This window comes from Legionella gratiana (genome assembly GCF_001467695.1).
Lineage (GTDB): Bacteria > Pseudomonadota > Gammaproteobacteria > Legionellales > Legionellaceae > Legionella > Legionella gratiana.
In genome coordinates this window covers 2,958-28,395 of record NZ_LNYE01000030.1, presented here as the reverse complement: position 1 = coordinate 28,395, position 25,438 = coordinate 2,958, and the positions used below count along the sequence as shown (strand labels likewise).

Below are 25,438 nucleotides of genomic sequence, written 5' to 3'. Positions count from 1 at the left end.
TGATATGACCTTTAGAGCATTCAATAGACCTTCATCTATTGGCGTGGGTTATCAATGGACTAAAGATGCATTGGCGCTCAATTTACCTCAACATCGTTTTATCGGTGTATTGAGCATTTCTCTTTGGAAAGACACCATCGAAAGTATTGAGTATCGGCATGAAATTGACTATGGAGCAGAGCAATTTGCAAATGGGGCAGCTCCTCCTGGTCTTGTAAATGCACCTACTTTAGGCACAGGGGGAACTTCGGATACAGTATCTGCCAAAATTGGTGTTTATTTCTAGATCGAAGAGAGGGGGGATGGGTTGTTTAATTTTTTTCTTTGAATTAGCATTAAAATTCAAGAATAGAGTTTGATTATTATGGACATCTTAAACCTAAATTTGGTAGTTGAAGCTACTACGAGTGCCAACTGCATTGATTTTTCTGGCTCTTTTTCTAATTTTTCATCTCGCCGTATGGATGATAAGCCTTCGATAAAAAATCAGAAAAATCAGCACATTAGGCCCTTTCGCTACGATTCAACTGCCGAATTTAGGTTAAACGCTAGGAATTTAAGCAGATATAGCAAATGCGGGGTTACGCGATCTCTATTAGGCGCGGCGATCATCGCTGCTTTATTGTATCCTCCTGTGTCACTCTATGCCGCGTCATTAGCTATTCCCCAAATTCCACTTGTCATAGCCAGCCCCACTCATCCTCAGGTTTTGATACTCATAGGAAATTCTCAATCGATGGATGGTAACTTTAGTGGGGCGATTATGACGGGTACGGGTTCGCTATCAAGCAGTTTAACCTCACTTTACAATTCGAGTTCACCTATTAATTATACAGTCCCAGCAGGTTTTACTCCACCAGTACAAGGACCAGATGTAAATGGATTGGCGCCTTATACTGTTATTCAGGGAGGAATGAAAATTGATAATAGTCCAAGTCGATTAAATGTAGCCAAAGCAGCTGTCAAGGCCATTATTGAGAATTATATAGCTACAACCGATTTTGCTTTGGGAACCTACAGTACCAGTAATATCAGTGTTTATAGTACGTGGGTTTATTACATGTCGCCTGAGAGCAGTAATTTTGTTTTCACTAATACGCCAATCGAAGGCAATCGGTACGTCATTAATCCTTGTTATAACTATGGTTCGGCCACCTCTACGGTGGCAAGTAATTGCTCATCTCTCGCTACGCTTTATGGTAGTAGCGTGTTGTCTTCAAGCCAATATATGCAAATTGGAACTTCCAGTGATGATCCCTTGATTAATGATGTTCTTTTTGCTTCAGGTGGCCTCCCTGGAGTATTCGTAAGTTATAACGGTCCAACACCGTCTAACCCTTATCCTCCTAATTATACCCTCTCTAATTATAATCAAGGGAATATCAGGATGACCTACGCTAATACAAGACCCTCTATTGGTAATTTTACTACCTCTCCTACGAATGCTGGCTTTGTGCCATTTTCACCGCAGGTTATGTACGCGCAACGTGGTTTTGCATATTACAGTAACAATGCTTTTAACACTGGTAATATACGCATTAATATGACTAGCGCTGGGATAAATCCAACCCCTACAAGTGTTACCAATGCACTGAATGCTTTTTTGCCATCATTAGCACCGGAAACAAACTCGACATCTACCCTGGAAATAAAAGCATCTGCTCCCCAATCTCCTCTTGGTGGACTGTTAACCAGGGCTAATAGCTTTATGAAGACTGTGGGAACAACGAGTGGCAATTGTCCGCAAAAAAAATATATTGTTTTAATTTCAGATGGGTTGCCAACGCAGGATCTCCAAGGAAGATATTGGCCGCCATTAGGGAGTGCAGCAGCAGTAGGATATGGCGTTACGGCAACATTCAATGCGGATGGAACGCTCAATAGTACCAATGATCAAGCTTTGTCTGATGCAATTAATGAAATAATTAATCTAAAAAATAATAAGGTTACAACTTTCGTTATTGGTCTAGGAGCAGGAGTTGATCCTTCAGTTAATCCACAAGCTGCTGCAACTCTAACAGCACTTGCAGTAGCAGGTGGTTCAGAAAATTATTATCCTGCTACAAACCCTGAAGAACTAGTCAATAGTTTTAATGCCATTCTGTCTAATATTCAAAATGGTTCTTTTTCAACTACCGCATCGACTGTTAGTTCAAACCGAATCAATACCAATACGGTAGCGTATCAAGCTAATTTTACAACAAAAGATACGCCTTATGATGATTGGACTGGAAATTTGATAGCAATAAAACTTGATCCAAACACGGGTATACCAACAAGTACCATCTTATGGTCAGCACAATCACAACTTGATTCTCTAACTGTTGGAACTGGATGGTCAACAAACCGGAAAATAGCGACTTGGGATCCCTTAGCCGCAGTTGGAGTTCCCTTTAGATGGACAGATATTAATACAATCCAACAAGGACAATTACAATCTTCCGATCAATTAGGGGAACAGCGATTGGAGTATATACGGGGTAATGCCACATTGGAAAAAAGAAATGGGGGAACATTCCGCAATCGCTCGCATATACTGGGAGATATTGTTGACAGCCAAGTCATATACGTTGCTTCACCCCAAGCTCCTTATCTAACAACTAGTTATATTGATTTTGCAAAAGCAAACGTTAATCGGTTGCCCACTGTCTACGTGGGGGCAAACGATGGAATGCTTCATGCTTTTAATACAACTACGGGTCAAGAGCTTTTCTCTTTTGTGCCCAATGCTGTATTTAAAAATCTCGATCAGCTCACCTCTACCTTATATAATCAAAACCATTTATTTTTTGTTAATGGTTCACCAGAAAGTAGTGATGTGCAATTTCTCGATGGTTCTTGGCACACCATTCTTGTGGGAGGGGAAAATGCAGGTGGTCAGAGTATTTATGCTATAGATATTACTCATCCGACATACTTGAGTACTGAATCCGCACTGGCAAATGCTGTCCTGTGGGAATTTACTGATACTGATTTAGGACTTACTTACAGTATACCCAAAGTGGGTCAAATAAGAGGAGTGAGCTCTTCTTCATTAAAGTTTGCTGTCTTTTTTGGTAATGGTTATAACAACTTAAATAATACGGCGGTACTTTATGCAGTCGATCCACAAACAGGATCATTAATTAGAAAAATAGATCTTTGTGCCGCTGTGCCTACAGCTTGCGATGTTAATTTACCGCAAGGACTATCAACAGTTGCATTAGCTCAAAAAGATGGGTTGCAAGCGGAACCTATTACGGTAGTTTATGCAGGCGACTTACAAGGTAATCTTTGGGCAATTGATGTTGCATCGAGTGATCCTACCAGTTGGAGTACTCGATTACTGTTTCAAGCAAAAGATTCCACCGGTGTTTCTCAGCCTATAACCACAGCTCCTATAGTCACTTTAAATCCAAATTTTCCGCGGCGTCAAGGACTTTTCGTTCTCTTTGGCACAGGCCAACTTTTGACAACATCTGACTTAGCCAATAACCAAACTCAAACAATTTATGGGATCTGGGATGTACCACTTTCTTCTACAACTTATACTCGCTCTGATCTACAGCAACAAATATTAACGGTGGTTAATTCATCTACTTCAGGTTTATCTACAAACATTATTACAGCCACTGCTAATACCATAAACTGGAATAACAAAGTAGGGTGGTTTGCCGATTTGCCTATAGCAGGCCAAAGAGTGGTAAGTGCTCCTGAGCTCATTAATGGAGCATTTATTGCGACGTTAAATACCCCACCTCTTAATTCATGCGGATTTGGATTTTCATCCATGCTTTTAGAATTGAACTTCTTAAATGGAGGCGCTTTCCAATATGCTCGTTTTGATCTGAATGGTGATAGTGCTTTTAATGTCGCTGATAAATACAACGGGGTATATCCTGTAGGTATTGGTTTGTCGAACAGTTATGCGAACGCGCCAACAATTTTAGGACCCGATAAAAATAACAATTTGGTGATTCTAATTACACTATCTGATAGAACTCAAACAACGGTTATTGCACCTAACATTACACCAAGAAAAGTAGGCTGGTGGCAAATTAATTAGAGCAAATGAATGCTTCTTTGGAGGAAAAAGGGCTTAACACCACATTCACTATATTGAAGACTAAAACTGCTGACCAACAGAGTATCATATACTTGTCCAAAGATGCAAAGAATTGCCTCCTCAATTGGCAGCAAAAGCAAAACAAACACTTTACGCCGACCTTGTTCGCTTTCAGAGTAGTGAACTCGTTACGAGTCTAGAAGGTTATCGCTATAATGAATTTGTGGGCGCAATGACTTAAGATTTTTCATTTGGAGGTCTTCTTTAAAAATTAAAATGGGCTTATTTTTACCAGGCTTCGCAATTCTTCAAATCATATTTGCAGAACATTCATCAAATGAGAATGTCGTATTTACGACATTAAGGTTCATTTAATTTTAATGCAATATGGTTAATATATAACCTGATAGTATTAAATTTATATCAGGAGAAAAATCATGTTTACCAAATTACCTCGTTTTTTAAGTAGAGTTTCTGTCCGTACTTATACAAATAAAATCCCGCACATAACGATGAATAACCCTAAGTGGTTGGAAAATCAAGTTGAAGCTGCACGACTCGAGGGTATTGAGCAGGCCGAATGGCAACAAAATTGTGATACCTATAGTAAAGTTAAAAACGAGCTTGATTTACAAGCTTCTGAACAGCCTCCAGTAAAGCAGACAATGAGTCCAAAAGAAGCTGCAGGTAAAGTTTTGGATGACGCATTTAGTAATATGAGACAGCATTTAGGAGATTCATTTACTAACAGTATTGAGCATCCTCTTCGTTCCTATAGTTTCCCTAAGTTTGAGAAGATATTTACATATTTGGCGAAAGATGGTCGAGTTGATAAAGATTTAGTTAATAATTGTTCAAAGTATGGTTTATATTTGATTGCTGCTCTTGCCAGTCTCTATATTTATGAACAAATTACATCCTATAAAGATGAAATTTCAAAATTAGAAAAGGAAATTCAAGAACTGGAGAAGCAATATACCGCTAAAAATTTCACACACAGTGATATCCGGGAGCAAATTATAAAAAAGCAAAATCACCTTCTTGCAAAAAATGAACAACTAGCAAAGTATTTGGAGATAATGGAGGCACTCGAAGAGGCTAAAGCGGGAATTGTGAACGAAGCAGAAGATCGAAATTTTATAGAAAGGATTAAGGATCAGTTCTTCTCGATTTTAAATTCGGATGGATATGAAAAAGTGAAAGCAAAATCTTTTTTGAGAAAACAAAATAAAGACTCATCGGTTGTAAAAGAAATCGATAAATGGGCTAGTGTTGATGTAGCCTTAATGGTAGCTGAAGAACACGTAAGCAAAATTAACAAAAAATGTAATAATCTCCAAAATACTATAGCTCAGCTTGAACAGAAGTTAGATGTAGTTGGAGAACAGGTGGTGCAAATTGGAGAAAAACTGGAGGACAAACAGTCGCAGCTAAAAAATAAATGGGGTTATTCGTTCTTTAACCAAATAACCCAAGAAACGGATGAGGCTCCTGCTGCTGAACAGCGGTTAGAAATATAAAAGTATAAAAATAAAGAGACCTCTTTTATGAAGTCTCTTTATTTTTTTTTACAATCATGTATCTTAATATCGGATCAATTTAATAAGGATTTAATCATGTTAGATAAAAGTAACGCAACTAATACGTCACTTAAAGATAGATTTAAAAACTCAGACAAAGACATTAGAATACCGAGAAATAAAAAATTGGAAAATGAATTGCTATTTTTTAGTCTTTTATCAAAACAAATGAGAGAAAATCCCTCTAAAGAAAATTTAAAAGCATTGAAAATAGCAGATGAAAAAATAAATGAAATGATAAGCTCTATTTCACCTAACTAATACTACATCGTTCATGCTCATCAATATCCGAGTTAACAAGGTACTTAATTTGTTTCATTAGATTGGAAGGACATCCAAAAAGACTAAGATAAATATCTAAAATATCATCTTTACACTCTGAAAAATGAATCTCTGCTTTATAATATAAATTTGAGTCATTTTTTAGAGCAGCCATTTTAATTAATTGTTCACCGAAACAAATAGTAATATGGCTCGTTTGCACTCCATCCCAATCTCTTCTTACATACGAAACTCTACGTGCGTCCGCCATATTAGTTCTTAAAATAATACCATCAGGATTAGAAATATGACGCAATAAATATTTAAAAGATTCTCGGCCAAAAAGAGGTGTTTCTACAGAGGCGTGAATTACTCCTGAAATATGAACTTTATCTTCATGTTTTATTTCTTGCTCTAGTTGAAAACGCCAGATTTTTTCCCCAACAGTTACAGTTACTTCCTCCCTGTTTTTTAATACAATTGCTTGCGGAATATGGAACCCTGAGTCAAGAAGGATTACTCCATCTGAACAAAGAACTAATAAAGCAACATGTCCAAAATCATCTGCTCTACCGTAATGAGGAGGTAATGTCGCTGGAATAACATAAAGGGGAGGTAGCCTCATTATTTCATCCCAGTTGCGGCAATAATTGAGGATATTTTGTATTAAACCAAGTGTAAGCCCAATACAATTTCCTGAAGAAAATTGTTGGTAATATGCATAAGAATCCACTTTAAAAGCTGAGCACGTTGATTGACGTCGTTGAAAAAGCATACCAATGTTATCATAAGCCGTATGCCATAAATGCTCTCTTAATCTCTTATTCAGTCGATCAACAATCTCTTCACATCTCACAGTTGGATAAACTATAGGAGTTATATCAATTAAATATGAGCTAAGCTCAGTTTTTTCTTTTCCCAAAATCAAATCACCTTAATTTAACGTCAGTTATGGATAAGAATTTCAATTTCGATCCCCTTTCAACGCACACAACGCGGTGGAGAGGGGGAGTATATTCTATCTTCATATCCATAACGCACGTTAATTTACTGTATTCCGATTAATAAAAAGGTAGTTCTTAACAGAACCACCCTATAAGTAAAAGATTAACTATTAGAGGCTCATTAATTTCCGTAATAAGCCTGCAATGATAATACTCCTGTTTTCTTACCCTTTATTAAAATATGATAATAACCTGCTGGAGGTAACGGTAGATAGAAAAGTTCATTTTTGTTCTCCATGTTACTTAAAAAAATTTTTTGTGACACCCCCTCATAGTCATACCGAACAAACAACTCACTCAGTTCTTTAGTATTTCCTACATCATTGAATAAGTGGATCATTAAGTATTTATAAGTATAAGGATAAGTACGTACGCTCGGTACGTGAATCAAAAAGCGACGTTCTTGATTAGGACTGACAGTTAAAGGACTAACAATTTGACCATTTTTAAGCTCAACTTCCTTAGGATCGGGAGTAGGATCGGGATCGGGGGTCATGCAATTTCCATTAACACCAACTAAGTTGAAACTCGAAATAACATCGTTAACTTCATAATTTAAATCATCAGCAGCTTTTACCACGCCACATGCAGCCGAATCATAGGTTGCATCAGCAGTCCAATATACTTGGTTAGCAACCAGAAAAACTTCAAAAGCTTTTTTTATGCCCCAATTACTTTTAGTTGCTAAACTATAAAAAGCTTTGTTGTAAACACCTGAAGTAAAATGAACATCTAATGAATCATTGTAATCTCTTGCATGCTCAATAGATTGACCATCTTTACTGGGATGATCAAAATAGCGCATAGCAGCATTCGCCCCCTTTATGATGTAAGCTCCAACCATCCAATCATTTTCTTTGCCCTTTTGATGCTGCATATAATATTCTGCAACTTCACCTGCCATATCAGAAAAAGCCTCGTTAATTCCTCCTGCCTGATATTGATAGATTAAATTAGAGTTTTGCTCTGTTACACCATGGCTTACCTCATGAGCAACCACATCTAAACTTGTTAATGGATATAATGAGCGGCCTCCATCACCAAAGGTCATTTGTTGACCATCCCAGAAGGCATTCTCATAATTTTGTCCGTAATGGACTCGTAATTTTAATTTGGTCGTTAAGGGATTGATATTATACCAATTTTTATACATTTCAAAAACGATATTGCCAAAATAATGAGCGTCATTTAAAGGAGAATAAGCTCCATTAATAGCTTTGTACGTATTTTCAGGACAGGTAAATTTAAATAATACTTCTCCACTCGTTTTGCCATTAAGATTATACGTTTCAACATTATCTGTTTTCATTTCACAAGCACTACTTACAAGAAGAGGACTAAAATCACGGCCATAATAGTAAGCACCTGTTTTTTCATTACCGCCTGGACCTTGTGCATCACGAGTAGCAAGTCCGTTCCATTGATCCACTATTTTTCCACTATAAGCATCAATAATAAAATAGGGACGCTCTGGATAGGTTTTATGAACCATAAATGATGTAAGATAAACCAATTTAGCTTTTTTATTTTCCTTATCCAACATCACATATAATTGTACTTGTTCCAATTCAGTAGAGTCTTTAATTGCTTTCGCTTTTTTGGCTAAATTTATTGCCTCTTGAGAAGTAATTACTGGTACAACATCAGGAAGATCATGCTCAATACCCGATAAATAAACACCCCACCAACGCTCATTTGCATCTTCAGTACTGCTAAGTCGGGATGCAAAAACAGCAACCCCCTTATAATATTGAGTATATTTATTTTTTATCACACTGTTAGATAAAGTAATTTTCTTCTCTAATACAAATTGATTGTTTTTATCTGCTGATATACCCTGACGTGTGACCTGTAAATAGGAATTGAAATTAGTATTATTAATCTTTATCCACTCTGCAGCGAAAATATTCGAAGAAATAAGAAACATCCCCAAAGCCAAATACAGAATTTGTCTCATAAAAACTCCCTTTTAATAGATTAATGTTTCCCTGATGTTACCTAATGTGTAATAAAGAGCATGTTAATTAACGTGAGTTCGACCTAAAAGCATAGAAATACCTTTTAGGTCGCTAAACGAAACGTTATCCTGTAAAATGCGCAGCATTTATAGGGGGCCAGTTCTAAATAAAAGCAGTTCGGGATAAGAAAGACGAATCATTACCCAGTTCGTTTGGGCTGAGGAGACGTTACGTTATCTCGAGGCCTTAGCATCGTTCCTGTTAAGGGCTTCGAGACAATGCTTATGCAGCTTCCTCAGCAAACGGATCTAGATATCGACCAAACTTCCTATCCGATAACTCACGTTTATTTAGTGTACTGTTCCAATGAGAAAAAATAATTTCGTAAAAATACGCAATTTTCTAGGGCGTGTTTACACGCCCTAATAAAAACTTAGAAAAACTTTGTCTAAACAAAGTAACGGGTTCCCGATACATCCACCAATTAATCCAGACAGAAATATCCATTTAAATGAATATTTACAGTCCATAATTAAATAGATTAGACAGCATTTATTTATCAATTGGGTATTTATACGTATTCAAAATTCGCCTATTTCAAGTTATAGTTTAACGACTAAAAGGCATTCCTATGTCTTTTAGGTCGAACTCACGTGAGTTTATTATCATTTTTGACCATTATAATGAGAAATGAGACAAGATGACGCCATAAAGCAGATGATTAGTTTATCTGAGGGATTAACGGACCTTTGCTATCCCTTGCAAGAATTAGGAATTCATCTATTTAATGTCTTGATTAACTATGATGACAATCGACAGATTTATTTATGCAACAATCCTCAATGGGTTTGCGATTATTATTTATATGAATTACATCAGTGCAGCTTATACGACAACAAACCTTCTTTATTTCAATATGATGAATACACACTGTGGCCGGAACATTTAGATCAGCCAATTCTGAAACATGGTCTTGATTATTATGATAATCGCTACGGTGTCACAATATGTCATAGAAGAGATGCTTACAGTGCTTTTTATTTTTTTGCGGGTTCACATACTTGTCATTATTTACCGCATTTTTTTATCAATAACTTCTCTTTCCTGGACCGCTTCATTAACTGCTTTTGGAATAGAAAACAATCATTAATTAATGAAGCATATGCGGTAGGACTCCAGCGCCACAAGAAAAGAAAAGATTCGCCTTGGGGTGAGGAAGCCATTCTTTTATCGTTGCAACAACAACAAACGCTACAGACGAAACGCAAGCTCATGGAGGAGCAGCATTTTTCGTTGGGTCCTACCTTAAATTCCCCATTATTTTCAAACTTGAGCCGTAGACAAAAACAAGTCCTTTATGGACTAACACGAGGAGAGTCTGCGCAAGAAATGGCAGAAAGGCTTCATATCTCACGTCGTACTGTAGAACGACATCTCTATTTATTAAAAACTAAATATCCTAATTATTCTTATATAGAGCTCATTCTCGAACTCCTTAGCGCAAAACCCAAAGAGATCTTATTAACTCACACGAATTCGTAATTGTATAAAATTTTTAATTGATGTATTTAGATGAACACGATCATTGAGGGGCAGATCATCCCATAATGAATAATCTTTGAATTTGCATTGAATCTGGTACGATTACATCCCAAAAAAGATAGTATGAGAGTCAAAATTAAAATGGGCTTTGTGAACTGATGATTTCGCCCTACGCAAAGCAATGATGACACGCAAGCAATGATGATATGCAAAATATACTTTTTGTGTTAAAATTTGCCGCTTTAACCTTACCCGAGTCCTTGTCAATGATCGAAAACTCTAGATTAAATACATTAGATATCTTAACCCGCATTGAAAATGCAATATCGCTTTATTTGCATAAGGCAAATTTATTTTATAATTTGCCTCAAGAGATTAGCGCTCATGAGCAACTGGATAATCCTTTTAGATTTACAAGAGCGTATGGATTCATTGCAGTAGAACAGATTGAAATATCCGAGGAAGCCAAAATATATGTTACTGATTTAATGTCAAAAATATCAAGGCTCAATGTACTTACTGCAAATCTTCATGACAAAAGAGATTGGTGTGAGCATGATGCTGCAAACTATCAAAGAGAATTAGAAACGCTCACTAAGGCAATGAATAATTTTTTATTGCTATGTCCTCCTTCATCAGCAAAACTTCTTAGCTCTTATGGGTTACTTGCAAACAAGATAAAATCTACAACTGGTTATAATGAAACAGGTTTTCTTCCTATTATCCATGAAACAGCCTATTTATCCTGGTTATCATCTGAAGATGCATTAGATCTAGTTAATGAAACTCAAAAATTGTTAGATACTTTAATTCAACAAAATTTAGATTTGAAACAACATTTGGATGTACATACAGAATTTACTAGTACTTACCCATAGTATTAAGGTTCTAATGTAATGATTTATTACATTAGAACCAGAATTAGTAAACGAGGGGATCGTTATTTAAAAAAAACTGCTGATCCCTGGTTAGAACCGAACCTGTCGAAAATTAATCTATCAGCAAGATTAGCTACTTATGCTTTGCAGCTAAAAACAGTCACTTAATTCACACCAAACTGCTTTGATTAGTGCTTAAAAATAATGTCGAACTCACGTAACTATATAAATTTAAATAATTTTTATATGATAAGGGGTTTTTATTAAGTTAAAAAATTGATATAAAGAGTCAAAATATAAGATTTGATTTTATGACTGAATTACCCCAAATTAATTTAACACCGAAGAACCTGGAAGAAGTAGAGACAATAGGTCATTTGGGAGCTTAGTTATATGCCTACACAAATGGAACAAATAAGAGAAATTTTAACCAAGATAGCTTTTATAAAAAAAAGTCTTTTTTATTATCAAAACATTGTATCGATCCAAAATACAGAGAAAAGATTTTTTTTTGAGTTTAATAAAGAAAAATTAACTTTATCACCTTTACAGAGGGTTTCTTATATTTTAGATAAATTAGGGTTGATCCTAAAGATGATCAATTCCTCTCAACTGGAAAATAAAGATCAAACTTTAAATAAAATAAAAAAAAGAATCGAAATTTTTCTTTCAAATTTGGAAGGAAAGCAATTTTTAAAATTATCACCTTTTGACAATCCTGGCTTGGAAAAAAATTATATTAACATTCACAATCTTCTATTATCTTTCTTAACTAATATGTTGGTTCAATTATGCACTGATATTAGAGTTAATCCGGAGTCATTCAAAGATGATACTGATAAATTATTAGGAAATCTTACAAACCAATATCTGTCCTTAATAAATGCTCCTAATAAACAGAATATTTCAGAGATGAAAGAAGGAATTGATTATTTTCATAAAAGAATCAGGAAAAAAAAATTAAGGATGCATGAAGAGTTAGCTAATAACCTATTAGTTGACTATGTACAATTTTATAAAACGGAATTAGATAAATTTAATATTGAGATTAGTCGATTTGTATATATATTCACACATAAAATAGTTCCTAAAATTACTATTAGTAATAAAGAGAAAACAAAAAGAGATGCAATAATCAATGAACATTTTTTGCTTTTACTTGAATATAGCAGTAACTTTTTATTAGGACTTAAAGAGTTTTCTAATAAAAATTTGTTAAAAATCGAATCGGAAGAATTTGATCAAATAAGGCAATATCATAAGAATAATAGGGAATTAAAAATTAAGGAATGTCTCGATTTTTTTTTATTAAGATATACTATGATAAAAATTAAGCTGAATGAATTTGAAGAATGGAAATTATCTATTTTGTATTTATTAAATAGCATTAGAAACTTATATCCTGAAGAAAATAATCGATTAGATCATTTTATTGAGCAGCTGGGTTTTTTTATTTCTGATTTTAAAAAACTTATCGATAATATATTTGTTGATTATTTACATATTCAAGATACCGTACATAAAGAAAAATATGCTTATTTGTTAATAATTAGCAAAAGACTCATTGAAATACAATTACAAATGCAAATATTAATTAAATTAAAATCTGAGATTTTTTATATAGTTTGTAGTATAGAAAATCTTTTTTCAGATAAAAATTTTCATAATGAAAAAACCTTAGATTATTTCAAAAAGTTTCATGCTTCAACACCAGTACCTATTTAATAAATTTAATAAGCGGTTAATTAACCGCTTGCGTTCTGACTTGAAGTGCATATTCCACTCCATCCCGATCACTGATTCCATTTTAAAACTCCCTATTTTGGGTAACATTTTTTATGAGGCAATTCGTTATTGTATTTATGTGAAACAATATGGTCTATAATTATCTAAAATGTTTAGGAAATATAAGTAGGTGAACGCTGTATCTGCAATGAAATCCTATTCTAGGTATTTATTTAATTGTTATCAGGATATTTTTATAAATACTCCAATAGACTTTTGGGGATATTTATATTTCGATTTTCAAGGACGCTATTTACAAATTATTTCGGAAAATTCGATAATAACCGAGATTTTGACAAAAGAATTATTCATTGAGCAGAACTTATGTAAAAAAAATTACCAACATGATTGTTTTTATGTATCCAATGTTGATAGTGATAAGGTTATAGCTACAGGTATCAAAAACTGTTTACTCAATCGTGATTATACCTATTTTTTCGACATTATACGTCAAGACTCAAACCGAGTGGAGATGGTGACTTTTGCTTCCTCACAAAATCCTAATACAACAAATAATTTTATTTTTAATAATATTGATTTTCTAAATATGATTGCTAACAATCTTTCACAAAGAGTTAGGAGGCTGCACACAAAAGATAATTATATAATTCTCCCGCAAGAATGCATTTTTAAAATGAATGAACAAATTAATAAATGTTCTGTAACAAAGAACAATCTTAAAGATATTATTTTAAAATCATCTCATGAAAATATGGTGGAACTTCTGAGAGATGAGGTTTTTGATTATAACCAACTTCCGTTTACTTTTTTGGCTTCTAAAGACTTGACTCATAGAGAAAAAGAAATGATATATTTATATTTCAATGACTTCAATCTACAACGTATTGCTTCAATTTTTGAAATATCAAAACGCACTGTGGAGAGGCATTTCGAAAGCATAAAAAAGAAGTTGAACTGTGAATCATTAAGTCAAATAATTCCCGCCTTAATTAAATACGACTATTCGCTAAAAAAAATAATAAGTAAATAATCTAAAAAAGATGTTTATATTCCTAGTCATCATTTTGCTCATAAAGGGTAATATTATGAATCAGTAATGAAGCTTTGCATTAATTTTGGGAGTTTGATTTGTTCTGCACATTTTATTCCAAATTGTTATTGTACACCACTTTCAATTGAACATTTGTATACCAGGATTTGGCGTACTTTTAGTATGGGCTCCTTTGGTTATAGCTTTTGTTTCCCTCATGTTTCAATATAAAGCGCTGACTCAATGTAGTCCAATCCGCAATCGCGGAACACTCCTATTTGTTCTTCATTTTCCATATCCCTTGCCAGTTGGGCTCAGGAGGGTGCTCCTTAAGTATCCTGCAACGTTTAATATAAAGTTGGGAGGGTTTGTCTTCAGGGTATAATCTTAAAGCGTGCTGGAACGATAAAATGGCCTTATCCCATAAAGCCTCATTATAAAATTCAATCCCGTTATTGAAATGATTCAAAACATCAATCTGATTTGGGAATGAGTGTTTATCGTGAAAATCAATAATTTCATAAATTGAAACAGGATTTACTTTGCCCTTAACGATAACTTTATCAATTTGTCTTGTTCTATAAGTAGACTTTAATTGTTGATAAGTGAATTCGCTAATTAAAATATGGGCGCCATAGTACTTGCATAGACTTTCTACTCGTGAAGCGAGGTTAACCCCATCACCAATTACAGTAAAATCCATTCGTTTCTCGGAACCAATATTTCCTGCAACAACCTTATCTGTGTTAATACCAATGCCATGTTTAATCGGTATTAATCCCCTTTTATTCCGTTTCTGATTGAAATTATTTAACGCCTTCATCATAGCAATAGCAGCCCGAACAGCGCGATCAGGATCATCCTCATGGGGGAAAGGACTGCCAAAAACAGCCATGATGGCATCACCAATAAATTTATCTAAGATACCACTTTCTTCATGAATACAATCGACCATTAGTGAAAAATATTTATTTAATACCTTAACTGTTTCCTCAGCACCGAATGATTCAGATATGGAGGTAAAATCTCTTATATCTGAGAATAAAATCGTTGCAAGAGTATTAGTACCACCAAGAGAAAACTCATTGGATTGCAGCAACTTTTCTGCCAAATCAGAACTCATATAACGTGACATTGTTGTCTTCATACGTTTTTCAGAGCTGATGTCTTCAATAATCATAATCACACCTAAACGCTCTTTATTCACGCTAATTAAGGGCACTATATTGACATTGGCTGTAATTTTAGTTCCTAGAATATTCAATTCTATATCCATTAAAGTATCATGATTTAATTGCGAATCATGACTATTTATCGTCGTAATTCGCTCAATCAAATTATTTTTATCATCCTGAAAAAGAATGGAAACATGCTTAAGAACCAGCTCCTCAATATTAGATAAATGTAATAATTTCATCCCTGCTTTATTACAAGTTACAATCTGGTTAGTTTCATTAAGAGTAATAACTGTACTCGTCATACTTTCCAAAATACTTTCGTTGTAATTTTTTATATTTTGCACCTCTTCAAATAACTTAGCGTTTTCTATAGCAATTGAAATTTGCGAGTTAATAGCAATTAGTTGATATTCATCATCAGTAGTAAATTCGCCGTGCTTTTTATTTAAAACTTGAGTAACACCGATTATTTTTCCACTTTTATTTCTAACTGGGGCTGATAGTATTGATCGTGTGAAAAAACCAGTTTTCTTATCAAAAGAAGGGTTAAAGCGAAGGTCTACATAAGCATGAGGAATGTTTATTATTTTGCCTGTTGTAAATGTAGAACCTGCTATTCCTAAATGATTAGGGAAGCGAATTTCCATCTTATTTAAACCAATACTCGCTTCTGTATATAATTCATTTGTCTTATCATCATTGATAAATAAAGTAGCTCGTTCGGCATCCAAAGCCAAGGTTATGGTGTCAATTATTTTCTCTAAGAGTGCAGAGAGATTAATTTCTGTAGAAACAGTTGATATAGTTTCTAATAAGTGCATGTCTCGTTTGTGCGACTCTTCAATTTGTTCTATTGTCAATTTATTTTGAATCGCCATAGCTGCGTGTTCAGTCAACGCCTCTACAATTCGCACATCAGAACTATTAAAATCCGAATCAATCTTATTCAGCATTTGCGTAACGCCAAGTAGTTTTCCTTCCATACTTTTTAAGGGGACACATAAGACACTTTTGGTTTGAAAACCGGTAATTTTATCAATATTTTTATTATGTCGTTCATCAAGTTCAGGATGATCAATACAGAGTGATTCATTATGTGTAAACGACCAACCCGCCAAACCTGAATTATTCAGTATTCGTATCTCAAAATTTAGATCTCCCTGGGCTATAAACGAATAAAGTTCGCCTGTTTTTGGATCATTTAGAAAGATCGTGCCTCGTTCACAACCAATGACGCAGGAAGTTACATCAATAAGCATGGTTAAGATCTCTTTAAGACTGGAGGTGTGTCCTGCATCTCTATAAATTTGAAATAGCAATTTATAGAAATTTTTTGATTCCATATTTTTAATCGACAAAGTATTATCCATGCAATTTCTCCAGAAAAATAGCAGTCAGGATGTTACTTAACCAAGTTCTTCTCTAATAATACTCTCATTTCTCTAATTGTTTTTTGTAATTGGTGAATTTCATTATTTTTTATTTTCACAATTTCTTCAGTTTTCCTTAAATTTTGCAAAGTAAGATTCTCCAATTGCATTCGAAGCTCAATAATTGTTTTTTCTAATTGATTAATAACTTGATGTTGTTTCATGCGTTGATGTTCAAGTTCTTTTTTCGCTTCTAAATCGATAGTCTCTAATCTCAGGCGTAACTCAATAATTGTTTCTTTGAGATTTCTGCATTCACTCTCTAACTTGAGTAAGGACATTTTTATTCTCCCGGAAGACATTACATACATAAATCACTAGTTCTAAATTTAATTTCATCATCTTCAATCCAGGCTTTTGTGAGTGAATATTCGGGTAGTTCTATCCAGGTAGTGCGGTTGTTAGTCAGAGGTTCTGAAGCAAATAGAATATTATTCCGTTTCTTTGAACCATGCATTTTATACATCCCATCGTATACTCCATAAACTTCTCCAAAAGTTACCCAAAGACTATGATACTCAAGAAATGCTTTGTGAATAAGACTTGTATTACAACCAAAGTCAAATACAAAACGGGTAACAATCAAATAGTTGCCATTGGTTACAAAAAGATTGAGTGGAGAAGCTTCTTCAATGCCGAGTGTTTGACGAACTTCTCTTAATGTTTTAATCGTATTAATAAGGGCTTCGGTAGCTTCATTCAGGGAAACCTCTTTAGTGTAATCAGATAAATAGGTTAAAAAAAGCGAGTAAACCCACTCACTGTCCGTTGTTCCTTTAATCTGAGCTAAAATTTCTGGTTTAATAATATCAGTAAGTGTCAATTTCATTAAGGACATTTGTTCGAGATTACCATTATGTGCCAATGCGATTTTTGCATTCTCAAGCATAAAGGGATGAACATTCTGTTCTGAAACAGTTTCCTTTGTACTGTATTGTACCCCGCGAACATGAGCCAATAGACAATTAGTATTTATTTTTTGTGATAATCGATACAGATTTTTATCAAAAAAAGGTAATTGAGCTGTTTTATAATAAAAAGGCTTTTGGGGATCCGGTGAATTAGGAGCCCAAGCGCAAAAACCCAGACCCGCAAGATTTTGAATATGATGCATCAATAACGGCGCATAACTTTGGTGAGCTAGAGAATTATCTGGGCCATAAATTAGATCATAAATTGCGACTTCTTGTTTTCCCAAATACATTAGCACTCTGCACATAATTTCTCCTTCAATATCCTATTCTAGCATCCTCAAGAAAGTATATTATTGTACTCACTATTAATCCTTACTAATTGACGATTAGTAATATAAACAGAACCAGCAATTTCCCGATTTATCATTTCACTAATAATATAAAATATATCCGGATTAGAATGTTTAAGCTTTTTATAAACATCCATATCAAGCTCTAAAAGGATACATTTTTCACAGGTTACATAATCAGCAACTTGACGAAATTCGGAGAAAATAAAGTTTTGTAAAAGCATCTCGCCTATTCCTGAGATAGCTATAGACTTTTTTAATTGATTATTTTCTTTAATAAAAAGCATAGCTGCTCCGGAATAAACAATCCCTAATTTATTGAGATTTCTATCTTTTGATAAAAAACGATAGCCTTTATCGTAGCTTTGGGCTTTCATTAAAGGCAGTAATTTCAAGATTTGTTTTTTAGACATATGACAAAAGAAATTTAATTTTCTGAGATGTTTAAAATCTAATTTGCTAATATCAAGTTCTTTTTGACCTGCTGAAGAACTCTCTAAATAAAGCGAATGCTCCGATGGTATTTGCAAATCTTGGGGGATGGTGTTTATTATTTTCAGAATAGTATTGATATTAGACACTATTTTATTTGCTAATTGATAAGCAATCTTTTTTTCGATTTTAAAGGAAATCTCAGGCTTTGAAGTCCGTAGCATTTCGAGCAATTCATGATGAAAAATAATGCATGAACAGGGCTCTATCGCAATTACACTCGCAGTGACCAACGCATTGGAAAGAAAAGTTACTTCCCCAAAAAGCGCGTTATGTCCTAGAGTTGCTAAACGCTTTTGGTGATCGCCAGGAAGAATAATGTCAATTGCAACAAGACCGGATATAACTAAATATAAATTTCCTCCATGACTTCCCTGGGGCAAAATTACTTTCCCTTGTGCAAATTTCTTTTCTTCCATAAATGGAAGAATAAATGCAACTTCTTCGGAGGTTAATCCTTGAAAAAAAGGTATTTTTTTAAAATCTATATCATGCTTAATTTCCATTCTGTGATCCTAAATTTTCCATTCTGAAACAGGGATTTCCTGATATTGATTTTCTAAATAAACGGACATCATATTATGGAAATTCATCCCGTATTTATTAATAAACTTACACTGCCAACTACTGCCATTTACTTTTGCATGAACTCTTCTCTCAATTAAGTCGAGGTATAAATCAATATCAGCAGCTTGTATATCAAAAATCTGTAATCCTTTTTTTGCCAGAGGAATAAGCTCTTTTATTAATTCACATGCAGAAATATCTCTACCTAAAAACCATTTGAGCTGCGCATCCAACCCATAGTGCGCCACATTAAAAAAATTTTTCCTGGCAAAATGGAACGGTAGCAAATATTCAATGGCGGTATCCTGTACAACAAAATAATTTAACAGCCCATAGAAGAAAGCTGCATTGGCAACCATGTCAATCACTGTAGGCCCAGTTGCTGGTCCACGGTGTTCAATACGCAAATGTGGTTGATTCTGTTCATTAAAATCGATAACTGGGCGATTCCATCTATAGACCACACCATTCTGTCTTTTTACATGAAACATTAATTCTGGAGGAAACTCAGGTGCAATCTCAGGTAGCAAACGCGGAAAAAACTGATAATTTTGTTCAAATAATTCAAAATAAGAGTCTTTGAGATAATTTAAACCAAATAAGCAACATTTAAATCCCCGTGCTTTGTCAAAATGCTGCAAAGTCATTACTTGATCAAAGGTAGCAATTCTTGTATCGCTCCAAACCCGTTTGCCAAAGAAAAAGGGACTATTACAAGAAAGCGCTAGAACAGGCGCTGCTATTGCCTGAGCTACATTGTAATAACGCACAGATTGGCTCAGACCAATTTGCATATGCATCTGAAAGGCAGAAACAAGTCCATTCATCGCTACTGATTGAGGTTGTAATACAAGTCGTTCAACCCCTTCAATATTAATATTAATTGGTCTGCCACCTCGTTGTTCAGCCATGCAAGCATCAATGAGATGATAGCGTTTTTTATCCGTCATGAAGTCCAATTGATGATGTTTATCATTTGCTGTGGGTAAAGATCCTATCAAGGCCAAATGATAGTTATTTTGTCGGGCAAGTTCACAACATTTTTGCCAATATTTAAGAATATTTTCATGCAAGCGAGTTAAACAATCAGCGCCAAAATTGAAATGGCCGGAGTTAATTTCAAGCTGTGCCGCGCCTACCTCACAAATTAAATAAGGTTCTGCGACTAAATTAATAAACTTTAAATTTTCTGGTGCAGGATCATAGTTCTTATCGAGAAGAAAAAACTCAATTTCCGCACCAATTTCCAGTCCTCGCTCGATGAAGAACTTGTCAATAAACCAATTTTCCAGGAGCGCAGTTTCAGCCAATAGTTTTTGATCAAATTCGCAATAATCTACCTTGGTCTGCATATTAATTTCTTTATTATTAGCCATAGCTTGAAACCGTAATTTTATAACGTTTCATATTCTCTAATTGTGGTTCATAAGCTGGACATCGTCAAACCTATTTGATTAATAATTAAGCAAGTCGTCGTTTTAATCAAGGCTTGTGATTGCATTGATGTTTCTTCAACTGCAGCAAGAATAGAATAGGGCGTTTAATCGGCAGGCTTCATTTCTTCTATAAGACTATTTCAATCCTACTATGTTTATAGTAGGATCTACTAAAAAAATAGTAGAGTATCTATATTTCATTTTCTGGAGAAAAAATGCCTACAAAAAAAGGACCACAAGCTTTTGCTCCTGATCGTTTGCTTACCGAGGTAGAGCTTGAATTAATGAATATCATTTGGAGCCTTAATAAAGTAACTATCAAAGAAGTTGTTTCGCATTTATCTAAAGAGAGGCCGTTAGCCTATACCACTGTAGCAACGGTAGTAAAAGTGCTAGAACAAAAAGGATTCCTGGAATGTCAAAAAAATTCCTATGCCCATGTTTTTGTCCCTATCGTTACCAAGGCTGAGTATGAAAGTAGGTGTATTGAGCATATGGTGACTAATGTTTTTGATGGTGAGCCAGTAGCACTTGTGCAAAGACTATTGATGGCTAAAAAGTTACAAGACAATGATATTCAGGCCATAGAGGAAGCGCTAAAACAATTAACGTGAGTTCTAAATACAAATAGCTGGATATAAAAATTGCCTTATTTTTTATATCTAACTCATGTTTATCACTGCCGAAACTAAAAGAGGGGAGTAGTCATGTTATTCCTAGAAATTTTATTGAGTATCCATTGCCTGCTTTGGGTAAGTTCATGGATTATCGGAACTCGTTGGTTAACGAATCAACCGTCCTTTAAACTGAAACTTGCACGTCTTTTATTAGTCAGCTGTGTGGTTTCTCCATTAATTGTTCACTGTATAAGTCCTACTCAAAAGCTGGAGCGATTTAACTATGTATCATTGGATGCTTTGCAAGAATATGTGCAGCAACCTATATTAAGGAACGAATTTCCAAGCGTTACTCAGGAGCCAGCATCTGCTTTTTCAATGAGCGATCTGAATTATCTCCAACTTTTTTCTATCATGTTCTATGTGCTTATTTTGGTTCGTGCTTATCGCTTAATGTTAGGTTTATATCGTTTAAGCACAATGCTGGATGAGGCAATTCCTTATCGAACTTCCGGTAATTTGGTTATTAAAATCTCCCATCGCTGCCACATTCCTTTCTCAGTATTTTTGTTGAATAAAGCTTATATCGTATTGCCTGTATCCTTATTTTCTTCTTCTAAAAATGTGAAGATTGCGATTGCTCATGAAGGACAACACCATCGTAATGGGGATTGTTTATGGGCATATTTTGTTGAAACCTTATACATTATTTTCTTTGGAAATCCAGGTATTACGCAATGGCGTAGGATTTTAAGCGAATTACAAGAATTTTCATGTGATGAAGTGTTGGTTGGCCACCCGAAAATTTCACCATATGACTATGGCCACTGTTTGTTTGATGTAGTACAGACAGTATCTCAACGTTCTCTGTCATCTAGCCGAAAAATTGCATGCACGGTGGGTATGGCTTTGGGCAAAAAAAACGAAGACAGTACTTTTATCATAAGGAGAATTTCAATGTTGTCTACTTATCCACCCAATGCATCTAAGCCCTTATTAGGAATAGCATTTGCAGGGTTTTCAATTTTAGCACCAATATGTGTCGCTTATTCAGCAGCGGGATCGTTGACCAGTACTCAGGCAAAGGCAGTTGATACTTCTCATTTGGATCCTAAAATACAAAAAATTGCAGTGCAAGAAATTAATGCTGCCGTCAAACACTATCACGCAAAATCAGGAGTGATTGCAATAGCCGATCCAAAGACCGGTACTATCCTCGCATTTGCTGAATCAAATAAAAATGGGAATAAGAGTTGGCGGTCTCGTGTTTTCTCACCCGGATCGACTATAAAACCATTTATTGCTGCTGCAGCGATTGATACGGGTGTAAGTTCTGAAACAAAAAGTTATGATTGTCACTCGCCTTATTATATTGAGGGTAAAAAATTTACCAACTATAATCCCAATGTGGGTTCTGCTTCGTTGACAGAAGCGATTGAAAAATCGATTAATGTTTGTCTTATCAAGGTTTCTCAAGAGACTGGAGCACCAGCAATCCGTCAAAAACTCACTGAATTTGGTTTTGACGCGAACAGTTGGTGGCAAGCAAATCAAAGTGATGACTTACAACTTGCTAGGGCCTCACTTGGTGAAAATATTCCTGTCACTATTGGGTCGTTAACAAAATCTTATGCCATTCTTGCTCATAACGGATATCCGTTTCATAAAGGAGATAGGCCACTTATTTCAGAAACAACAACAAAATCAATCAATCATATGCTTGAGAATGCTGTTGCCAATGGCACTGGGAAACTCGCAGTAATTCCTGGTATTGCTGTAGCAGGGAAGACAGGAACAGTAGTCGAAAATAATGAGAAACATCTTGCTTTATTTGCTGGGTATGTGCCTGCTGATTCTCCTCGTTATGTGATGGTAGTTGTGATTGAAGAAGGTTACTTAAACAATAAGGGTGAGACTTTTACTTCGGGTGGCGAATTGGCTGCTCCTGTATTTCGTAAAGTCGCTATGAATAGTTTAAGTATGAATCGATAACCACCTATGGGTGCAGCAGCGCTGCTGTACCCATATCGCTATAAATTGAAACGATGTTGGAGTTGTTTATGAAGAAAATAAGTGTATTTTCATCTATGGTACTATTATTTTGTACCACTACTTGGGCTCAAAAAAACTGTTTTTTAGCAAGAGAAAATCAAACTGTATTAAAACACGAAGGCAAAGATTGCAATCAACGTTATGCACCGCAATCAACCTTTAAAATTGCATTGAGTCTTATGGGGTTTGATGCAGGAATATTAAAAGATGCTTTTCATCCAGAATGGCCCTATAAAAAAGAGTATGAACTTTATCTCAATGTATGGAGATATCCTCAAAATCCGCACACTTGGATGAGAGATTCTTGTGTGTGGTATTCCCAAGTACTCACACAACAATTAGGCATGAAGCGATTTAAGGAGTATGTTAATTCATTTCATTACGGTAATGAGGATGTTTCGGGTGACAAAGGTCAGAATAACGGATTAACCCATGCCTGGCTTTCAAGTTCCCTTGCCATCTCGCCAATCGAACAGATGCAATTTCTGCAAAAAATGGTCACTAGAAAATTACCTGTAAGTCAAAGGGCTTTTAATAGGACCAAAGAGATTCTGTATATCCAGGAATTAGCTGGTGGTTGGAAACTGTATGGAAAAACCGGAACTGGTGAACAGTTAACAAAAGATAAAAACCAAAAACTACCTTTACGACAGGGGTGGTTTGTGGGGTGGATTGAGAAAGATAATCGCAAAGTTGCCTTTGTCAACCATATTACAGGCTGCAAAGAGAGCTTTGCGGGTTTAAAAGCGCGAAATGATGCGCTTATTAAATTATTTTACCTGATTAATGAGTTGGAAAAATAATTAATGCGAAACGAACGTTATTCCGGGATTCAGTTCTAAATAAAAAGTGTAAAAAATGCTTGACCCTATTGTTGCTATATACCTTACATTTGTTTTTAAGGAGGGAACATAATGACCCAATGGTTTGTAAAAGACTTAAGCAAATTAACTGGTGTTTCAGTGCAGACACTGCATCACTATGATCGTGTAGGTCTACTTACACCTTCATTGCGGCGTGCCAATGGGTATCGTGTTTACTCTGAGAAGGATTTATTGAAACTACAACAGATTATTGCTTTGAAGTTTTTCGGTTTTGAATTGTCACAAATTAAAACATTACTTACTGAAGAAAGTAGTGCGCTCAAACATTTTAACAATCAAGTTCAAGTGTTAGAACAAAAGGCAGCTGCTTTGCTTGAGGGAGCTAAGACTTTGAGAAGCATCATTGACTCTGTTGATACCGATCGATCCATTCCATGGGAAACCATTATTCAACTTATAGAGGTATATAAAATGACAGAACATCTTGAACATGATTGGGTTAAAGAAATATTCACTCCTGATGAGCTAAAGCAGTACGTGGAGTTTGAAAAAGAACTGAAAGCTAATACAACATCTGAGCAAAAAGCAGCTTTTGAAAACAATTGGCATCAGTTAGTAGAAGAAGTAAAAAATAATCTTAAGCAAGATCCTAGCTCAATACTAGGTATCGATTTAGGAAAAAAGATTATGGATTGGGTAAATGGAGTATACGGTAAAAAATACGCCCATTTAAGAACCAAAAAATTTGAAAAAGGTTTTGGTGAAGGAAAAGGTCTTGATGAGGTTGGATTGACGCCTGAAATTGTATCATGGATGGATAAAGCGATGGATGCGTACTGGAGAAATCGGATCTATGGAATTCTTGAACAAGTAGGTAAAAAACCTTCCTCAACTGTATTATCACTTTGGAATGCAATGCTTGTTGATATGTATGGCGAAGAAAATTCACGTAAAAATACTATATCCGAAATTGCTTTAAATGATGATAAGGTCAGTACACAGGCAAAAGCTTGGCTTAAAAGCATCTTAGATTCTTAAAGTTTTGAGTTTCGGATAAGGAGATCGGCTCATTATCACGGACTGTTCGGGCCATTGACTTAAGGAAAAACACTCATGCCTACGTACCGCTGTCCGCGATATCCAGATATTGTGGTATGAGACAGAGAAAAACAAATCCTTAAGTCAATGGCAGTGCTGCTCAGACCGAACGGGTGTGACCTCCAATTGATGTACTATCCCCTTATAAAAATTTAGCCGATTTCTGCTAATCCAACAAATCCCATTTGATTCATTCTATTCCAAAATTGGCTCCAACTTGTATTGTATATACTCATAAATATCCGCTTCTCTGTCGCATACAGAAATCACATCTTTTATCTTTTCCCCAAGACAATTTTCCATAAAATGAGTATTTTTTACCCATTTATAGCTTTCTTTATCTTTATATTGAATCTTATTTCAATGATGATTTTTTCCATAGGATGATTTGTCTCGACATCACCGCTCTTGAGCAATTAAACCAATGGTCTTTTCT

18 protein-coding genes and 2 pseudogenes are annotated in these 25,438 nt (G+C 35.0%); 12 read left to right on the top strand and 8 right to left on the bottom strand.

Annotated elements, in window-relative coordinates; all coding sequences use genetic code 11:
• The 4 genes and pseudogenes from Lgra_RS17050 to Lgra_RS17035 form a co-directional block, all read left to right on the top strand.
• A pseudogene (locus tag Lgra_RS17050) lies at positions 1-286 on the top strand (hypothetical protein); the annotation flags it as partial.
• A 78-nt stretch (positions 287-364) separates the two neighbouring features.
• Positions 365-4,045 carry a pilus assembly protein gene (locus Lgra_RS17045; protein ID WP_238584485.1) on the top strand — a complete coding sequence of 1,227 codons (3,681 nt, stop codon included), beginning with the start codon at positions 365-367 and terminating at the stop codon, positions 4,043-4,045.
• 437 nt (positions 4,046-4,482) lie between these two features.
• The gene (locus tag Lgra_RS17040; protein ID WP_058500372.1) at positions 4,483-5,565 is read left to right on the top strand and encodes a coiled-coil domain-containing protein; all 1,083 of its coding nucleotides are present in this window, start codon (positions 4,483-4,485) and stop codon (positions 5,563-5,565) included.
• A 96-nt stretch (positions 5,566-5,661) separates the two neighbouring features.
• Entirely contained in the window at positions 5,662-5,886 is a 225-nt protein-coding gene (locus Lgra_RS17035) for a hypothetical protein (protein WP_058500371.1), read from the top strand.
• On the opposite strand, the gene Lgra_RS17030 is transcribed toward Lgra_RS17035, so the two are convergent.
• On the bottom strand, positions 5,879-6,808 hold the full coding sequence (locus Lgra_RS17030) for a hypothetical protein (protein WP_058500370.1): 930 nt from the start codon (positions 6,806-6,808) through the stop codon (positions 5,879-5,881). The two genes, Lgra_RS17035 and Lgra_RS17030, sit on opposite strands and share 8 nt — an antisense overlap.
• A 203-nt stretch (positions 6,809-7,011) precedes the next feature.
• Positions 7,012-8,847, bottom strand: a complete 1,836-nt coding sequence (locus Lgra_RS17025; protein ID WP_065231772.1) for a M4 family metallopeptidase — start codon at positions 8,845-8,847, stop codon at positions 7,012-7,014.
• A 691-nt stretch (positions 8,848-9,538) separates the two neighbouring features.
• Here Lgra_RS17025 and Lgra_RS17020 point away from each other — a divergent pair.
• The 4 genes from Lgra_RS17020 to Lgra_RS17005 all read left to right on the top strand — a co-directional run bounded on the left by Lgra_RS17020 (position 9,539) and on the right by Lgra_RS17005 (position 14,044).
• Positions 9,539-10,390 (top strand): response regulator transcription factor, encoded by an 852-nt coding sequence (locus tag Lgra_RS17020; RefSeq protein ID WP_058500369.1) that lies wholly within the window; start codon positions 9,539-9,541, stop codon positions 10,388-10,390.
• 206 nt (positions 10,391-10,596) lie between these two features.
• Positions 10,597-11,268: a hypothetical protein gene (locus tag Lgra_RS17015; RefSeq protein ID WP_058500368.1), complete on the top strand. Its 672-nt coding sequence runs from the start codon at positions 10,597-10,599 to the stop codon at positions 11,266-11,268.
• A gap of 393 nt (positions 11,269-11,661) precedes the next feature.
• On the top strand, positions 11,662-12,993 hold the full coding sequence (locus tag Lgra_RS17010; RefSeq protein WP_058500367.1) for a hypothetical protein: 1,332 nt from the start codon (positions 11,662-11,664) through the stop codon (positions 12,991-12,993).
• A gap of 190 nt (positions 12,994-13,183) precedes the next feature.
• The gene (locus tag Lgra_RS17005; protein ID WP_058500366.1) at positions 13,184-14,044 is read left to right on the top strand and encodes a helix-turn-helix transcriptional regulator; all 861 of its coding nucleotides are present in this window, start codon (positions 13,184-13,186) and stop codon (positions 14,042-14,044) included.
• Positions 14,045-14,318: 274 nt separating this feature from the next.
• On the opposite strand, the gene Lgra_RS17000 is transcribed toward Lgra_RS17005, so the two are convergent.
• Genes Lgra_RS17000 through Lgra_RS16980 form a run of 5 tightly spaced genes read right to left on the bottom strand, consistent with a single transcriptional unit; the run spans position 14,319 to position 20,351 of the window.
• Complete coding sequence (locus Lgra_RS17000) at positions 14,319-16,592, bottom strand: adenylate/guanylate cyclase domain-containing protein (protein ID WP_058500365.1); 2,274 nt, start codon at positions 16,590-16,592, stop codon at positions 14,319-14,321.
• 32 nt (positions 16,593-16,624) lie between these two features.
• Positions 16,625-16,933 (bottom strand): hypothetical protein, encoded by a 309-nt coding sequence (locus Lgra_RS16995; RefSeq protein ID WP_058500364.1) that lies wholly within the window; start codon positions 16,931-16,933, stop codon positions 16,625-16,627.
• 20 nt (positions 16,934-16,953) lie between these two features.
• Positions 16,954-17,871, bottom strand: coding sequence for a class II glutamine amidotransferase (locus Lgra_RS16990; protein ID WP_058500363.1), 918 nt, complete (start codon positions 17,869-17,871; stop codon positions 16,954-16,956).
• A 32-nt stretch (positions 17,872-17,903) separates the two neighbouring features.
• Positions 17,904-18,914, bottom strand: a complete 1,011-nt coding sequence (locus Lgra_RS16985) for a cyclic nucleotide-binding domain-containing protein (RefSeq protein WP_058500362.1) — start codon at positions 18,912-18,914, stop codon at positions 17,904-17,906.
• Positions 18,915-18,923: 9 nt separating this feature from the next.
• Complete coding sequence (locus Lgra_RS16980) at positions 18,924-20,351, bottom strand: glutamate-cysteine ligase family protein (protein ID WP_058500361.1); 1,428 nt, start codon at positions 20,349-20,351, stop codon at positions 18,924-18,926.
• Between the two features lie 275 nt (positions 20,352-20,626).
• Between Lgra_RS16980 and Lgra_RS16975 the strand changes: the two genes are divergently transcribed.
• The 4 genes from Lgra_RS16975 to Lgra_RS16960 all read left to right on the top strand — a co-directional run bounded on the left by Lgra_RS16975 (position 20,627) and on the right by Lgra_RS16960 (position 24,942).
• Positions 20,627-21,025 (top strand): BlaI/MecI/CopY family transcriptional regulator, encoded by a 399-nt coding sequence (locus Lgra_RS16975; protein ID WP_058500360.1) that lies wholly within the window; start codon positions 20,627-20,629, stop codon positions 21,023-21,025.
• 93 nt (positions 21,026-21,118) lie between these two features.
• A complete protein-coding gene (locus tag Lgra_RS16970; RefSeq protein WP_058500359.1) occupies positions 21,119-23,020 on the top strand; it encodes a M56 family metallopeptidase in 1,902 nt (633 codons plus the stop codon).
• 68 nt (positions 23,021-23,088) lie between these two features.
• Complete coding sequence (gene blaOXA, locus Lgra_RS16965) at positions 23,089-23,883, top strand: class D beta-lactamase (protein ID WP_058500358.1); 795 nt, start codon at positions 23,089-23,091, stop codon at positions 23,881-23,883.
• Between the two features lie 111 nt (positions 23,884-23,994).
• Positions 23,995-24,942, top strand: a complete 948-nt coding sequence (locus Lgra_RS16960; RefSeq protein ID WP_058500357.1) for a MerR family transcriptional regulator — start codon at positions 23,995-23,997, stop codon at positions 24,940-24,942.
• A gap of 270 nt (positions 24,943-25,212) precedes the next feature.
• On the opposite strand, the pseudogene Lgra_RS18645 reads toward Lgra_RS16960, so the two are convergent.
• Positions 25,213-25,350 (bottom strand): annotated as a pseudogene (locus Lgra_RS18645) (IS4 family transposase); the annotation flags it as partial.
• Between the last annotated feature and the right edge of the window lie 88 nt (positions 25,351-25,438).

Excerpts from the sequence above, each read along its gene's own strand:
- Lgra_RS17040 (WP_058500372.1), top strand. The coding sequence starts at position 4,483 with ATGTTTACCAAATTACCTCGTTTTTTAAGTAGAGTTTCTGTCCGTACT.
- blaOXA (WP_058500358.1), top strand. The coding sequence starts at position 23,089 with ATGAAGAAAATAAGTGTATTTTCATCTATGGTACTATTATTTTGTACC.
- Lgra_RS16960 (WP_058500357.1), top strand. The coding sequence starts at position 23,995 with ATGACCCAATGGTTTGTAAAAGACTTAAGCAAATTAACTGGTGTTTCA.
- Lgra_RS16970 (WP_058500359.1), top strand. The coding sequence starts at position 21,119 with ATGTTATTCCTAGAAATTTTATTGAGTATCCATTGCCTGCTTTGGGTA.
- Lgra_RS17020 (WP_058500369.1), top strand. The coding sequence starts at position 9,539 with ATGAGACAAGATGACGCCATAAAGCAGATGATTAGTTTATCTGAGGGA.
- Lgra_RS16985 (WP_058500362.1), bottom strand. The coding sequence starts at position 18,914 with ATGGAAATTAAGCATGATATAGATTTTAAAAAAATACCTTTTTTTCAA.
- Lgra_RS16990 (WP_058500363.1), bottom strand. The coding sequence starts at position 17,871 with ATGTGCAGAGTGCTAATGTATTTGGGAAAACAAGAAGTCGCAATTTAT.
- Lgra_RS17045 (WP_238584485.1), top strand. The coding sequence starts at position 365 with ATGGACATCTTAAACCTAAATTTGGTAGTTGAAGCTACTACGAGTGCC.
- Lgra_RS17035 (WP_058500371.1), top strand. The coding sequence starts at position 5,662 with ATGTTAGATAAAAGTAACGCAACTAATACGTCACTTAAAGATAGATTT.
- Lgra_RS17015 (WP_058500368.1), top strand. The coding sequence starts at position 10,597 with ATGCAAAATATACTTTTTGTGTTAAAATTTGCCGCTTTAACCTTACCC.
- Lgra_RS17025 (WP_065231772.1), bottom strand. The coding sequence starts at position 8,847 with ATGAGACAAATTCTGTATTTGGCTTTGGGGATGTTTCTTATTTCTTCG.
- Lgra_RS16980 (WP_058500361.1), bottom strand. The coding sequence starts at position 20,351 with ATGGCTAATAATAAAGAAATTAATATGCAGACCAAGGTAGATTATTGC.
- Lgra_RS17000 (WP_058500365.1), bottom strand. The coding sequence starts at position 16,592 with ATGGATAATACTTTGTCGATTAAAAATATGGAATCAAAAAATTTCTAT.
- Lgra_RS16995 (WP_058500364.1), bottom strand. The coding sequence starts at position 16,933 with ATGTCCTTACTCAAGTTAGAGAGTGAATGCAGAAATCTCAAAGAAACA.
- Lgra_RS16975 (WP_058500360.1), top strand. The coding sequence starts at position 20,627 with ATGCCTACAAAAAAAGGACCACAAGCTTTTGCTCCTGATCGTTTGCTT.
- Lgra_RS17010 (WP_058500367.1), top strand. The coding sequence starts at position 11,662 with ATGCCTACACAAATGGAACAAATAAGAGAAATTTTAACCAAGATAGCT.